The sequence below is a fragment of the Microterricola gilva genome (genome assembly GCF_004217495.1).
GTDB lineage: Bacteria > Actinomycetota > Actinomycetes > Actinomycetales > Microbacteriaceae > Microterricola > Microterricola gilva.
Map to the genome: position 1 here is coordinate 1,610,750 of NZ_SHLC01000001.1, position 13,250 is coordinate 1,623,999.

General features: G+C 68.8%; 10 protein-coding genes and 2 tRNA genes. 3 read left to right on the plus strand and 9 right to left on the minus strand.

The window, feature by feature from the left end; all coding sequences use genetic code 11:
- Positions 1 to 236: 236 nt before the first annotated feature.
- The 6 genes from EV379_RS07475 to EV379_RS07500 all read right to left on the minus strand — a co-directional run bounded on the left by EV379_RS07475 (position 237) and on the right by EV379_RS07500 (position 8,450).
- On the minus strand, positions 237 to 1,073 hold the full coding sequence (locus EV379_RS07475; protein WP_130507345.1) for a DUF3097 domain-containing protein: 837 nt from the start codon (positions 1,071 to 1,073) through the stop codon (positions 237 to 239).
- Positions 1,074 to 1,121: 48 nt separating this feature from the next.
- Complete coding sequence (locus EV379_RS07480; RefSeq protein ID WP_130505586.1) at positions 1,122 to 1,565, minus strand: hypothetical protein; 444 nt, start codon at positions 1,563 to 1,565, stop codon at positions 1,122 to 1,124.
- Between the two features lie 100 nt (positions 1,566 to 1,665).
- On the minus strand, positions 1,666 to 5,091 hold the full coding sequence (locus EV379_RS07485) for an error-prone DNA polymerase (RefSeq protein ID WP_130505587.1): 3,426 nt from the start codon (positions 5,089 to 5,091) through the stop codon (positions 1,666 to 1,668).
- On the minus strand, positions 5,091 to 6,743 hold the full coding sequence (locus EV379_RS07490; RefSeq protein WP_130505588.1) for a DNA polymerase Y family protein: 1,653 nt from the start codon (positions 6,741 to 6,743) through the stop codon (positions 5,091 to 5,093). The genes EV379_RS07485 and EV379_RS07490 overlap by 1 nt, the downstream gene beginning before the upstream one ends.
- Positions 6,744 to 6,804: 61 nt before the next feature.
- On the minus strand, positions 6,805 to 7,635 hold the full coding sequence (locus tag EV379_RS07495) for a slipin family protein (RefSeq protein WP_130505589.1): 831 nt from the start codon (positions 7,633 to 7,635) through the stop codon (positions 6,805 to 6,807).
- Between the two features lie 89 nt (positions 7,636 to 7,724).
- Entirely contained in the window at positions 7,725 to 8,450 is a 726-nt protein-coding gene (locus EV379_RS07500; RefSeq protein ID WP_242616464.1) for a hypothetical protein, read from the minus strand.
- 130 nt (positions 8,451 to 8,580) lie between these two features.
- On the opposite strand from EV379_RS07500, the gene EV379_RS07505 reads away from it, so the two are divergent.
- The gene (locus EV379_RS07505) at positions 8,581 to 9,636 is read left to right on the plus strand and encodes a hypothetical protein (protein WP_130505590.1); all 1,056 of its coding nucleotides are present in this window, start codon (positions 8,581 to 8,583) and stop codon (positions 9,634 to 9,636) included.
- A gap of 84 nt (positions 9,637 to 9,720) precedes the next feature.
- Here EV379_RS07505 and EV379_RS07510 read toward each other — a convergent pair.
- Both EV379_RS07510 and EV379_RS07515 read right to left on the minus strand, forming a co-directional pair.
- Positions 9,721 to 9,804, minus strand: a tRNA-Leu gene (locus EV379_RS07510).
- Positions 9,805 to 10,000: 196 nt separating this feature from the next.
- Positions 10,001 to 10,084: transfer RNA gene (locus EV379_RS07515), tRNA-Leu, on the minus strand.
- 130 nt (positions 10,085 to 10,214) lie between these two features.
- Here EV379_RS07515 and EV379_RS07520 point away from each other — a divergent pair.
- The gene (locus EV379_RS07520) at positions 10,215 to 11,543 is read left to right on the plus strand and encodes a M20/M25/M40 family metallo-hydrolase (protein ID WP_130505591.1); all 1,329 of its coding nucleotides are present in this window, start codon (positions 10,215 to 10,217) and stop codon (positions 11,541 to 11,543) included.
- Positions 11,544 to 11,561: 18 nt separating this feature from the next.
- Positions 11,562 to 12,416: an undecaprenyl-diphosphate phosphatase gene (locus EV379_RS07525; protein WP_130505592.1), complete on the plus strand. Its 855-nt coding sequence runs from the start codon at positions 11,562 to 11,564 to the stop codon at positions 12,414 to 12,416.
- A 7-nt stretch (positions 12,417 to 12,423) separates the two neighbouring features.
- Here EV379_RS07525 and EV379_RS07530 read toward each other — a convergent pair whose 3' ends face one another.
- The gene (locus EV379_RS07530; RefSeq protein WP_130505593.1) at positions 12,424 to 13,248 is read right to left on the minus strand and encodes an alpha/beta fold hydrolase; all 825 of its coding nucleotides are present in this window, start codon (positions 13,246 to 13,248) and stop codon (positions 12,424 to 12,426) included.
- Positions 13,249 to 13,250: the final 2 nt, after the last annotated feature.

Here is a 13,250-nt window from a genome sequence, read left to right on the forward strand (position 1 = left end):
GAATCAGGGGTTATCCACAGGCGGCACCGACCGTGACCCAACCGAGACCTGCGGGGGTTTCGACAGGCTCAACCAGCGGACTTTCCGGCGAGGGCTCAGGGCTTCGGGACTTCGTCCCTCAAGCCAACGTGGGTTGCGGGAGTTCCCGGCGAGGGCTCGGGGCTTCGGTCGCTGGCGCTCCCTCGAGCCAGCGTGGGAGTCGGGGGTTCCCAGCAAGCGCCTGCGAGGGCTCCGGACTACGGGGCGGTGACGAAGTCGATCAGCTCTTCGACGCGGCCGAGCAGGGCCGGCTCGAGGTCCGCGAAAGTGCGCACCTGCCCGAGGATGCGCTGCCAGGCACGGGCGATGTCCGCCTGCTCATCGTGCGGCCAGCCGAAACTCGCGCAGATGCCCTTCTTCCACTCCACGGTGCGCGGGATGGTCGGCCAGACCTTGATGCCGAGCCTCTCGGGCTTCACCGCCTGCCAGATGTCGATGTAGGGGTGGCCGACGACGAGCACGTGCGTGCCATACGGGCCGGCGGCGACGGCATCCGCGATTCTGCTCTCCTTGGAGCCCTTCACGAGGTGGTCGACGAGCACGCCGACCTTGCGGCCGGGTCCCGGCTTGAACTCGCGCACGATCGCGTCGAGGTCATCGACGCCCTCGAGGTACTCCACGACGACGCCCTCGATGCGGAGGTCGGCGCCCCACACCTTCTCCACGAGCTCGGCGTCGTGCCGACCCTCCACGAAGATGCGGCTCGGCAGGGCGACGCGCGCCGCGGCGTTCTCGACGGCGAAAGATCCGGATGCCGTGCGCCCCCGCCCGGCCGGGGCGGCCTTCTGCGGCGCGACCAGCACCACGGGCTTGCCGTCGAGCAGGAAGCCGGGCCCGAGCGGGAACAGCCGGAGCTTGCCGAAGCGGTCCTCGAGCGTGACGATGTTCTTCTCGATGCGCACAACGGCACCGCAGAAACCGGTCGCGACCTCCTCGATCACGAGGTCCTTCGTTGCGGCCTTTTCGGGGATCACGGGGCGGCCGGCCTTGCGCCAGTCACCCGCCAGTACATCGGAGCCGTAGCGGTCGTTCATCACCTATCGAGGTTAACGGATGCGGCCAGCGCTTCGGTGACCGCCGGCTCAGTTGGCTGAGTCGGCCGCCTTGCGGATGTGCTCCGTGATCACCCGCTCCGTCTCCGGGGTCAACGCGAGCAGCGCGAAGGAGGTGACCCAGATATCGCCGTCATCGAGTTGTGCCGATTCCTCGAAGCCGAGGGTCGCGTATCGAGTGGTGAACTTCGAGGCGGCCTTGAAGAACACAACGATCTTGCCGCTGGCGTCGGCGTATGCCGGGAAGCCGTACCAGGTCTTGGGAACCAGATGAGGAGCCACCTCGGAGACGATCCGGTCGATCCCCTCTGCGAGAACTCGGTCATCATCCGGCAGCTCGGCGATCGCCTCGCGGACAGCGGCCTCTCCGGCGGCGCGGCTCTTCCCGGCCTTCTCCTGCGCGCGCAGCTCGGCGGCGCGCTGCTTGACGGCCTCGCGCTCCTCTACGGAAAGTCCGCTGCTCTTCTCAGTCATGTCGTACTCCTTGTCGTCGTATGGTGGCCGTTCCCGACCCACGATCACACTACGACCAGCTGGGTGGCCGCACTTCTCGAATCCTGCTCGATACCGACGGTCAGCGGAAGTCCCGCGAGCGCTGCGCCGCGCTCACCCCGAGCGTCTCGAAACGGTCGGCGAGCAGGTTGACGACGCCCTCCTCCGTGCGTTCCAGGATGCCGCGCACGATCAGCGCGGGGGATTCGCGGGCGATCCGCCGATAGCGCGTCCACACGCCGACGCTCGCGATCACGTTGAGGGTTCCCGTCTCGTCCTCAATGTTGAGGAAGGTGATGCCGCCGGCCGTTCCCGGTCGCTGCCTGTGTGTCACAACGCCGCCGACCTCGACCCGCCGCCCGGATTCTGCCGTCTGCATCGCCGAGACGGCCAGCGCGCCACGGCGGTCCAGCTGCTCGCGCACGTGCCGCACCGGGTGGTCGTCCGGCGAGATGCCCGTCGCCCAGAGGTCATAGACCACCTGCTCGGCCGCGCTCAGGATCGGCAGCAGCGGCGGCTGCAGCACCACGACGGAACCCTCGAGGTACTGGGCGCGGTCCTGCGCGGCGTCGCCGGCGCTCCACAACGCCTCCCGCCGCTCCAGGCCGAGCCCCGAAAACGCCCCGGCGGCGGCGAGCGCCTCCAGCTGGGCGGTGTCGAGGCCGACCCGGCGCGAGACGTCGGCCATGCTGCGGTAGGGGCCGCCAGTCGCGCGCTCCGCCACGATGCGCTCGGCCAGCGCCTCGCCGATGCCGGCGACGTCGGCGAGGCCGAGCCGCACGGCGTACGCGCCGTCGCGCCGGTGGGCGGCCGTCTCATCGGTCTGGCTCCGCTCGAAGGTCTCCGGCACAGCCGCTTGCTGCCTCTGCACGCAGCTCGGGCGGCCGGTCAGCAGCGGGGCGGAGCCCGGAGCGGCATCCGCTGCGCCCAGGTCCACCCGTTCGAGCACGGCATGTGCCTCTGAGCGCAGGATGTCTGGACGCCGCACCTCGACGCCGTGGCGTCTGGCATCCGCCGTCAGGGTCTGCGGTGAGTAGAAGCCCATCGGCTGCGCGCGCAGCAGGGCGGCGAGGAAGACGCCGGGGTAGTGCAGCTTGATCCAGGAGCTGGCGTAGACGAGCAGTGCGAAGCTCAGCGAGTGGCTCTCGGCGAAGCCGAAGTTGGCGAAGGCCTCGATCTTGGCGTAGATCACGTCGGCTGTCGCCTCGTCGATGCCGTTCTCCGCCATGCCGGCGTAGAGCTTGGCCTTCAGACGCCCGATCTTCTCGACCCCGCGCTTGGAGCCCATCGCCCGGCGCAGCAGATCGGCGTCCTCCGCCGAGCAGTTGCCGACGGCGACGGCCATCTGCATGAGCTGCTCCTGGAAGATCGGGATGCCGAGGGTGCGCTCAAGCACCGGCTCCAGCTTCGGGTGCATGTACGTCACCTCCTCCTTACCGGTCTTGCGCCGGATGTACGGGTGCACGGCGCCGCCCTGCACCGGACCCGGCCGGATCAGCGCGATCTCGATGACGAGATCGTAGAAGCGGCGCGGTTTCAGCCGGGGGAGCGTGCCCATCTGGGCCCGGCTCTCCACCTGGAACACGCCGATCGAGTCGGCCCGGCAGAGCATGTCGTAGACGCCGGCCTCCTCCTTGGGCATGGTGTCGAGGCTCCACTCCTCGCCGAGCAGATCGCGCGTCATGTCGAAGGCGTACTGCAGTGCGGCGAGCATGCCGAGGCCGAGCAGATCGAACTTGACGAGGCCCATCCAGGCGCAGTCGTCCTTGTCCCACTGCAGAACCGTGCGGTTCTCCTTGCGGGCATGCTCGATCGGGCACACCTCGCCGACCGGCCTGTCGGTGAGAACCATGCCGCCGGAGTGGATGCCGAGGTGGCGCGGGAAGGTGAGCAGCTGCGTGGCGAGGTCGGTGACGGCATCCGGGATCACGGTCTCCGGATCGCTCGGCGTCACAGTTCTGCCCCAGCCCTCCATCTGCCGCGACCAGGCGTCCTGCTGGCCTGGGCTGTAGCCGAGCGCCTTCGCCATGTCGCGCACGGCGACCTTGGGCCGGTAGCTGATGACGTTGGCGACCTGCGCGGCGTTGTGCCTGCCGTACTTGGCGTAGACGTACTGGATGATCTCCTCGCGCCGGTCGGAGTCGAAGTCGACGTCGATGTCCGGCTCCTCGTCGCGGATGCTGGAGAGGAAACGCTCGAACGGCAGGTCGAAGAAGATCGAGTCGACGGCGGTGATGTCGAGCAGGTAGCAGACGGCCGAGTTCGCCGCAGAGCCCCTTCCCTGGCAGAGGATGCCGCGGCTCTTCGCCTCCCGCACGATGTCGTAGACGATGAGGAAGTAGCCGGGGAAGTCCTTCAGCTCGATCACCTCGAGCTCCCGCTCGATGCGGCCGCGCATGGCCTCGGTCATGCCGGGGTACTTCTTTGCCGCCCCCGTCCAGACGAGTTCCCGCAGCCAGCTCATCGGGGTGTGCCCGGCCGGGACGTCCTGCTTCGGCAGCCCGGGGCGGGCGCTGCGCAGGGTGAAGGCGAGCTCCTCCGCGTAGCGCACCGTCTGCTCGACCGCCCCGGGGAAGCGGGCGAAGCGCGCAGCCATCTCGGCGCCGGAGCGGAGGTGTGCGCCGTCGGATGCCGGCAGCCAGCCGTCCATCTCGTCCAGGCTCCGCCTGGCCCGCACGGCCGCGACCGCCGAGGCGAGCCGGTGCTCGGATGGCGTCGCGTAGTGCACGACGTTCGTCGCGACGACGGGGAGCCCTGCTGCGGCTGCCAGTTCGGCGAGCACGTCGTTCGTCGCGCTGTCCAGCGGGTGACCGTGGTCGAAGAGCTCGACGGCGACGTTGCCCGCGCCGAACAGGCGCACGAGTTCGGCGAGTTCGGCCGCGGCGGCGTCCGCGCCCTCTGCCGGGGTCACCGCGGCGGCCAGCGCCTGCCGCACGGCGCCCTTCCGGCATCCGCTCAGAATCAGCCACTCTCCGGCTGCCGCCGCGGCGAGCTGCTCGAGCTCGTAGACCGGGCGACCCTTCTCCGCCCCGGCCAGCTGCCCGGCGGTGATGGCGGCGGCCAGCCGGTGGTAGCCGCTTTCGCCGCGCGCCAGCACAAGCAGGTGGCTGCCCTCCGGGTCGGCGACGCCGTTCTGCGGGCCGCTCAGGCCGAGCGAGAGCTCCGCGCCGAAGATCGTCTTCACCTCCGGGTAGCTCTCGGCCGTCTCCGCCAGGCGCACCACGCCGTAGAAGCCGTCGTGGTCGGTCAGGGCGATGCCGTGAAGGCCCAGCCGCTTGGCCTCCTCGAGCAGCTGCTCAGGCGAGCTGGCGCCGTCGAGGAAGCTGTAGTGGGAGTGCACATGCAGCTCGGCGTACGGCACGACGCTGTCGGCGTGCTCGGTCTCGATGCGGCGCGGCTGGTACGGCTCACGCTTGCGCGAGAGCGGGCTCTCCGGGCGCACGGGTGGGCGGCCAGAGAGGGTGCGCTCCATCTCGGCCCAGGACCTGGGTGGGTTGCTCCAGCCCATCAGTCGTACTTCGCTTCCGCCCACCACAGGGCGTCGGTGCCGCTGTCGATCGCCGCGTCGTTGATCTCATAGGCGAGCAGCCAGGCCATGCCGCTGGAGTCGACGACCTGGAAGCGGTACAGACGGCGGGCGGATGCGGCATCCCACCAGCGTTCGACGACCGGCCACGGGCCAGCCCACGCGCTGACACCCCGTGCCAGCTGCTCGCCGATGCGCAAGGTCGCCGGTGAGCCGCTCAACATGCCGCGGGCGTCGACGTCGAGGCCGTCGCCGTGCTCGTCGAGCACGGTCACCTGCTGCCTGGTGCTGTACACGGTCGCCGGAGCGACCGGGGGCAGGCTGCCCGGCCACGGCGCACCGGTCGAGCCTGGCGCTGCGGCGGGTGGCGCGTCGCCCCACGGCACGAACACGGTGCGCTCGGCGAGCAGGCGCCCGCCGGCGATCACCGCCGTTCCGACGCCCTCGTGGCCGAGCATGCTCTGTACCCGGGTGAGCCCGTGGTGGATGCGCTCATCCGGGCCCGTTCCCCACAGCCCCTGCTCGTGGTTGCCCGTCGAATCCACCCGCTCCGGGCTCACCCGCACCCGCACGATGCCGGAGCGCAGGCCCTTCTCCGCCGAAGCCGGGGACGCGGACGAGGCCGATGCCGCGCCCTGCAGCTGCCAGCGCACCCGGTCGACGACGTCGGCGCCGGTGAACCAGCGCGGGTGCAGCCAGCTGCGCTCTGAGACGCTGCCGCGTTCGCTGACGAGCTGCACCTGGATGGCCGTGCAGACGAGGCGGGAACGGGTCAGTGCTGCCACGAACTCGTCCGCAGCAGCACGGATGCCGAACGCGACCTGCTCGACCTGTTCCAGTGCCGGCTCGAACTCGATCACCGCATCGAAGTCTTTCGGCAGGGCCCTGGCGACGACGACGCGCCCGTCCGCCGCCCCGGCCAGGGCGTGGGCCTCCGCCCCGATCGCGCCGAAACGCCGGTGCACATCGACGGCCGGCAGTGCGGCGAACTCGCCCAGGGTGCTCACGCCGAGGCGCCTGAGCAGCGTGGCCATGCGGGTGTCGACCAGGATCCCGATCGGGAATGGCGCGAGGAAGGCGGCGGACTGACCGGAGGGGATCAGGCGCACTGGGTGGGTGGCGCTCGTCGCGCGGGCCGCCTGCTCTGCCGCGAATGGGCCGTCGGCGATGCCGACGCGTGCGCCGGCCGCCCCGAGCAGGCCCTGCACCGTCAGGCCGTCGAGCAGGGCGGCAGCAGCCTGCTCCTCCCCGCCGTAGAAGCGAACGGGCCCGCGGGCCCGGATCGCACTGGTGCCAGGCCGCATCAGCTGCACGCCGGGAACCAGCTGCTCCAGCCGCGCGAGAATCGGTTCGTAGGCCCGCGCATCGTGCGCTGGGTCGTAGGGCAGCACGAGCAGATCGGTGCAGCGGGACTGCGCCTCGCGCAGTTTGAGTCCGCGCTGCACCCCGGCTGCGCGCGCGGCGGGGGAGCAGGCGAAGACCAGACCGTGTTCGATCAGCGCGAGCGGGCGCTCGTCATCTGCGCCGTCCTCATCCGCGGCGGCCTGAATGGCCGCGGTGATCGGCCAGTCAGGCAGCCAGAGCACGATGGTCCGGCTGAGCTTCTCCGAGCCGAGTTGTGTCGATTCGGGCATACATCAAGCATCGAACATCTGTTCGATTAAGTCAATCCCGTCCGCCGGCGGCGCGTCGCCATCACACGGCCTCCGGCAGCGCGTGCGGAACCGTCGGCGCCGCGGTCGCCCCGCCCGAGCCGGCCTCTGCCTCTCTCGCCAGGAAGGTCCCCAGCTCGGCGATGGTGCTCATCAGCGGTGCGGGGAAGACGACGACGGTGTTCTTGTCGACGCCGATCTCGACAAGGCTCTGCAGATTGCGCAGCTGCAGGGCGACCGGATGCGCCATCATGACGTCGGAGGCGTCCCCGAGCGCCGCGGCGGCGAGCGCTTCACCCTCCGCGTTGATGATCTTGGCCCGCTTCTCGCGTTCGGCCTCTGCCTGCCTGGCCATCGCCCGCTTCATCGAGTCAGGCAGCAGGATGTCCTTCAGCTCGACGAGGGTGACCTCGACGCCCCAATCGAGCGTGTTGTGGTCAAGAATCTCGCGGATGTTGATGTTCAGGGTCTCCGTCTCGGCCAGGGTCTCGTCCAGGGTGTGCTGGCCGATGACCTTGCGCAGGGTGGTCTGGGCGATCTGATCGATGGCGGCGCCGACATCCTCGATTGCAAGCACCGACTTCACCGGGTCGACGACGCGGTAATAGGCGACGGCGGACACCCCGACGCTGACGTTGTCGCGCGAGATGATGCCCTGTGACTGAATGGGCAGGGTGACGATGCGGAACGAGACCCGGTGCATCACGTCAACGACCGGAATGATGAACCGCAGGCCGGGCTCCTTCGTTGCGTGCAGGCGCCCGAAGCGCAGCACGACTCCGCGCTCATACTGCTTGACGACCTTCACCGACAGGAAGAAGAGCACCAGCGCGAGAGCGATGACGACGATGAGAATGATGATCTGGACGATCATGAGCGGTTCATCTCCATGGGCGCGAAACGCGCCCTCTGCGGTAATTCTCCTCCTGTGCGGACCGCTTCGCCAGTGTCTTGGAGGTGCTCTCAGCCGAGGGCGCCCCCGCGCCGCAGGGTGAGGACATCGCGCATTCCGCCCGATCGAGGCTCGCTTGCCCGAACCCCGGAATGGGCGTCGGGCAGCCAGAGCCTGGCGCTCCGGGGACGGCCGGCGCCGGGGCGTCCTCCAGCGGTCACCGTCGCCTCCCGACCGGAGAGGTGCCCGTGGCCTGCCCCGAGCCCGCGCCAGTCGCTGTCGTCGATGCGCAGCGTCGCCTCGCTCTGCGGCCAGTCGCCGAGCACGACGAGGGTTGCGCCGCGTTGGCGCAGTCTGGCGCTGAGGCGCGCGGCATCCGCATCGCCGACCCGACGCGGCGGCCGGGTCACGACCACGGTGAGCACGTCGACGAGCGCGGCGGTGACGGTGAGCCACTGATCGCCGGGGGATGGGGCCAGCACGAGCCGCTCCAGCTCGATGCCGATGCGTGCTGCCGCCTCGACGCCGAAGTCGGGAACGCCGACGACCCCGCACCAGGCGCCGCCGGCCGACGGCGCGGCCAGCATGGCCATGGCCAGCGTCGTCGAACCGGAGACGGAGTAGACGGAGCCCTGTCGCAGCGCGCCGCCCGGCAGCACGGATGCCAGGGCGGGCAGTGTCGGCAGTGCGCGCTCGTCGAGCGTCGTCGCCTGCATGCTGTGAATGCGCGCCTGAAGCTCGAGCACCCGGGCGTTCGCCCCGGCGTGCTCAATCGTCTGGCGATTCTCGGCAAGCATGGACACGCTTCAAGTCTCGAACTTATGTTCTATAAAGTCAACCGGTCACCGTAGACAGCCGCACTGATCGGGCGTAACCTTGGCGGCGTCGCAGGCGGCCCAGCCGCCATCCGAGGCGAAGGGCCGTGGCATGGTCTGGCGTATACCCGCACTCGTCGTTGGCGTGCTCGGCGCGCTCCTGCTCTGCTCCTGTGCCGTATCCGCCCCGTCGCCCACCGCGTCACCGGCCGTCGAGACGAGCAGCCCGCCGCCGGCGACGTTCGCTGACGGTGACTACCTGCTCACCGTGGAACCCACGACGTGCGTTACGCCGATGAACGGGACCATACTCACCGTGTCGAACGGGACGGCCACACTCCCGCTCGAGGGAGTGACCAAGACCGGACCGGTGACCGTCGACGGAACGGCCGTGTCGATCGAACTCAACGGAGGGAACGGCGGACTCCAGTTGCTGCTCGACGGCACCCTCGCCGAGGACGGAACCGTCACTGGGCCGGGGAAGGACACCGCCGGCCCCGGATCCGGCTACGACTGTGCGTTCACCTTCACCCTGTCGCCGCCAGCGCATGAGGATGCGACCCTGGCCGACGGGGATTACATCCTGGATGTGGAGCCGGACTGCCCGACGGTGATGGAAGGCCGCAGGATCAGCATCGCAAGCGGACAGGCGACGTACCTGATGGAATCCGGTTTCACGATGACGGGCCCGGTCACGACGGCAGCCGGGGCCGTGAGTATCCGTCTCGATCTGACGGAGCCGTCCGAGATCAGCACCACCTTCGATGGGGTGCTGTACAGCAATGGAGCAGTCGCCGGCACAGGACAGAACGGCGGCATCAACCCGGGCGGCGAGATCGGCTACACGTGCGAATTCGGCTTCGTCATGACGCCGGCACCGCCACTGCCACCGCCCCCGACGGCGGCGGTCGGCGTCGACTGCTCGCAGGCTGCTCTCCAGGCGGCGGTGGATGCGGTCGGGCTGCCCGACGGCAACGTCAGCGACAACCAGTTCGCCTGCTCCGGCGAATGGGCGACGGCGGGCATCAGCGTCGCTGGAGGGGAAGGGTCCTCCACCGGCGTCTTCCACATCGAAGGCGGCACGTGGGTAACGAAGAACCGGCGCGCCGAATGCGCCGCAGGAACCATCCCTGCTGACATCGCCGACCTCGCCTGCAACAGCAACTGACTGCCGGAACAGAAAAGGGCCGGATCTCTCGATCCGGCCCTTTTCTTCTCTGCTTCCTACGAAACAGACTGTCTCAACACAGTGTGCGCGAAGGGGGACTTGAACCCCCACGCCCGTTAGGGCACTAGCACCTCAAGCTAGCGCGTCTGCCAATTCCGCCACCCGCGCATGTGTTTCTGGCAGCTGATCTCTCAGCGGCCCGAGAAAGAGATTAGCACGAATTCGGACGCGACCATGCCTGCGCGGTGGGGCCCGGGCGTGTCTGGGCATGAGTGTTGCTGGCAGAAAACAGAAAAGGGCCGGATCTCTCGATCCGGCCCTTTTCTTCTCTGCTTCCTACGAAACAGACTGTCTCAACACAGTGTGCGCGAAGGGGGACTTGAACCCCCACGCCCGTTAGGGCACTAGCACCTCAAGCTAGCGCGTCTGCCAATTCCGCCACCCGCGCATGTGTTCCCGGCAGCTGATCTCTCAGCGGCCGAAGACGAGATTAGCACGGATTCGGAGGCCGGTTTGAGCGTTCCAGTCACCGGCGCTGCGACACGCCGATCGTGCGGGTGGTCCGGTAGCGTGAATCCATGGTCCAACCCGGTGATTCGTCCGCTGACAACTTTTCTGAACTCGATGCAACAGCGCTCATCGCGCGGGATCTCATCCGCTTCGACACCTCGAACTACGGCGAGGGCAGGGCGAACGGCGAGACCGAGGCCGCCGAGTACATGGCAGAGCATTTGCGCGCGCTCGGGCTGAAGCCGGAACTGTTCGAGGCCGATCCCGGCCGCACGAGCGTCGTCGCCCGCGTTCGTGGGCGCAACGCGGACAAGCCGGCGCTCGTCGTGCACGGCCACCTCGACGTCGTTCCGGCCGATCCGGCCAACTGGTCTGTCGACCCATTCGGTGGAGAGATCAAGGACGGCCTGCTCTGGGGTCGTGGCGCCGTCGACATGAAGAACATGGATGCCATGATCATCACCGCGCTGCAGGACATCCTCGGCGCAGGCACTCAGCCGGAGCGCGACCTCGTCGTCGCGTTCTTCGCCGACGAGGAGGCCGGGGGAGTCCAGGGCTCCCACCACCTCGTCCAGAACCACCCGGAACTCTTCGCCGGCGCAACGGAGGCGATCAGCGAGGTCGGAGGATACTCGATCTCGATCGGTGACAAGCGCTCCTACCTGCTGCAGACGGGCGAGAAGGCGCTGCTGTGGATCAAGCTCGTCGCGCGCGGTCGCGCGGCACACGGATCCCGCCTGATCCACGACAACGCCATCACCAAGCTGGCAGAGGCCGTCGCGAAGCTCGGCCGTCGGGAGTGGCCGATCAAGCTCACCGACACGACAACCCTGTTGCTCGGCGAGATCGCGCGGATCCTCGATGCCGACCCGCAGCGCGTCGGGCCGGACGAGCTCGCGCTGGCCACGGGCTCGGCATCCGGATTCCTGCTGGCATCGCTCCGCACGACGACGAACCCGACACTGCTCAGCGCCGGCTACAAGCACAACGTCATCCCCGACCTGGCCGAGGCCCTCATCGACATCCGCACCCTGCCGGGTGAGGAGGAGGCCGTTCTGGCCGAGGTGCAGGAGATCGTCGGGCCGGATATCGAGATCGTGATCATGCATCGCGACATCGGCCTCGAGACGCCGTTCAGCGGCGGGCTGGTCGACGCCGTCACCGACACGCTGCACCGGCACGACCCCGGCGCCCCCGTTCTGCCCTACCTGCTCTCCGGTGGAACCGACAACAAGGCGCTCAGCCTGCTCGGCATCACCGGCTATGGGTTCGCGCCGCTCAAGCTGCCGGCCGAGCTCGATTTCCCTGCGATGTTCCATGGAGTCGACGAGCGCGTTCCGCTCGACGCATTAGTCTTTGGCAGGCGGGTTCTCGGTGACCTGCTTCTGAACTACTAGCCACGGAAGAGCCTCAACTTGGATCTCATCAACGCCATCATCCTGGGTCTCGTGCAGGGGCTCACCGAGTTCCTGCCGATCTCCTCGAGCGCCCACCTCAGCATCGTCGGTTCCTTCCTCGGCACCGGAGAAGACCCGGGGGCGCGGTTCACGGCGATCACTCAGATCGGCACGGAACTTGCCGTTGTGATCTTCTTCTGGCGCGACATCGTGCGCATCATCGCGCGCTGGGCGCAGTCGATCGCAGGCAAGATCCCGCGCAACGACCCGGATGCCCGCATGGGCTGGCTGATCATCATCGGCTCGCTGCCGATCGCGATCCTCGGCATCGTGTTCAAGGATCAGATCGAGACGACGTTGCGCAACCTCTGGATCACCGCGACGATGCTGATCGTCTTCGGCATCCTGCTCGGCATCGCCGATTACGTCGGGGCCAAGAAGCGCAAGCTCGACCAACTCACCTACCCGCACGGCGTCGCATTCGGCTTCGCCCAGGCGCTCGCCCTTGTGCCCGGCGTCTCGCGTTCAGGCGGCACCATCACGATGGGCCTCTTCCTCGGCTACGAGCGCGCAGCAGCGGCCCGCTACGCCTTCCTGTTGGCGATCCCCGCCGTGTTCGGCAGCGGTTTCTACCAGGTCTACAACTCGATCACCGATCCGTGCGTCGCGGGTGCCAGCGGCTGCCTCCCCGAGGTGTTCGGCCCGTTCGAGACCCTGGTCGCCACCGTCATCGCCTTCTTCGTCGCGCTCGTCGTGATCGCGTTCTTCATGAGCTACATCTCCAAGCGCAGCTTCCTGCCCTTCGTGATCTACCGCATCCTGCTCGGCGGGCTGCTCTTCTGGTTCCTCGGCGCCGGCGTGATCGCGGCCTGAGCCGGGGTCAGGCGCAGCGCAGCCTGAGGTAGTCGGCGATGATCTCCGGCGTGTGGAATGCGACGTGGCCGGCGCCCTCGATCCGATCGGGGGCGCGCCTGCTCAGCGCCGCGGCAATCTCGCGGAACGCGGGATGTGAGGCGCTGCCGTAGGCGAAGCGCACCTCGACGCCGGAGGCGTCGAGCGCGTCGAGGTCGGCGAGTTCGCCGCTGGCAGGGATGTCATCGCTGACGAAGTTCTCGGCGAGCGCCAGGCCGCGCTCTCCGTACCAGCCGAGACCTGGCGGGTCATCGAGCAGCCCGCGCGATGCTGCGCCCATCGCCCCTGACCAGTCGCCGGGGTGAGCCGCCAGGTGGCGGTCAACGGATGTCGTCCCGTTTCGCCTGAGCGCGGTGCCGGATGCCGAGTAGCGCAGATAGCCCGGCTCGTACGCGAACACCCGCCGGACGAGACGCGGATGCCGCAGCGCCAGCTGCACTGCGACGATTGCGCCAGCCGACGCCCCGAACACGTCGACGCGCGCGAGCCCGAGCGCCCCGATCAGCCCGGCCGCGTCATCCGCGTGCCTGGCCGAATCGCACGGCCAGCCCTCGCGACCGCTGCGGAGCGTCCCGCGGCGGTCGTAGCTCACGACGGTGAAGCCGCCCAGCCGTTCGGCGATGGGTCGGAACATCTCGGCGTCATCGCTCGAGGCCCCGATCAGGAGGATCGGCTGCCCGGTACCGCGCGTCTCCGCATAGAGCGCGCAGCCGCCGACGGCGTAGTGGCCGACGCGTGGCTGCTCGGCGTCAGGCAGCGCGAATGGGTTGGTTCGGAGATCCCGATCCGTCATGC

What these genes read in the sequence shown, in the direction of transcription:
- EV379_RS07495 (WP_130505589.1), bottom strand. Translation starts at nt 7,635, where the DNA reads ATGATCGTCCAGATCATCATTCTCATCGTCGTCATCGCTCTCGCGCTG.
- EV379_RS07500 (WP_242616464.1), bottom strand. Translation starts at nt 8,450, where the DNA reads ATGCTTGCCGAGAATCGCCAGACGATTGAGCACGCCGGGGCGAACGCC.
- EV379_RS07485 (WP_130505587.1), bottom strand. Translation starts at nt 5,091, where the DNA reads ATGGGCTGGAGCAACCCACCCAGGTCCTGGGCCGAGATGGAGCGCACC.
- EV379_RS07520 (WP_130505591.1), top strand. Translation starts at nt 10,215, where the DNA reads ATGGTCCAACCCGGTGATTCGTCCGCTGACAACTTTTCTGAACTCGAT.
- EV379_RS07475 (WP_130507345.1), bottom strand. Translation starts at nt 1,073, where the DNA reads ATGAACGACCGCTACGGCTCCGATGTACTGGCGGGTGACTGGCGCAAG.
- EV379_RS07490 (WP_130505588.1), bottom strand. Translation starts at nt 6,743, where the DNA reads ATGCCCGAATCGACACAACTCGGCTCGGAGAAGCTCAGCCGGACCATC.
- EV379_RS07480 (WP_130505586.1), bottom strand. Translation starts at nt 1,565, where the DNA reads ATGACTGAGAAGAGCAGCGGACTTTCCGTAGAGGAGCGCGAGGCCGTC.
- EV379_RS07530 (WP_130505593.1), bottom strand. Translation starts at nt 13,248, where the DNA reads ATGACGGATCGGGATCTCCGAACCAACCCATTCGCGCTGCCTGACGCC.
- EV379_RS07505 (WP_130505590.1), top strand. Translation starts at nt 8,581, where the DNA reads ATGGTCTGGCGTATACCCGCACTCGTCGTTGGCGTGCTCGGCGCGCTC.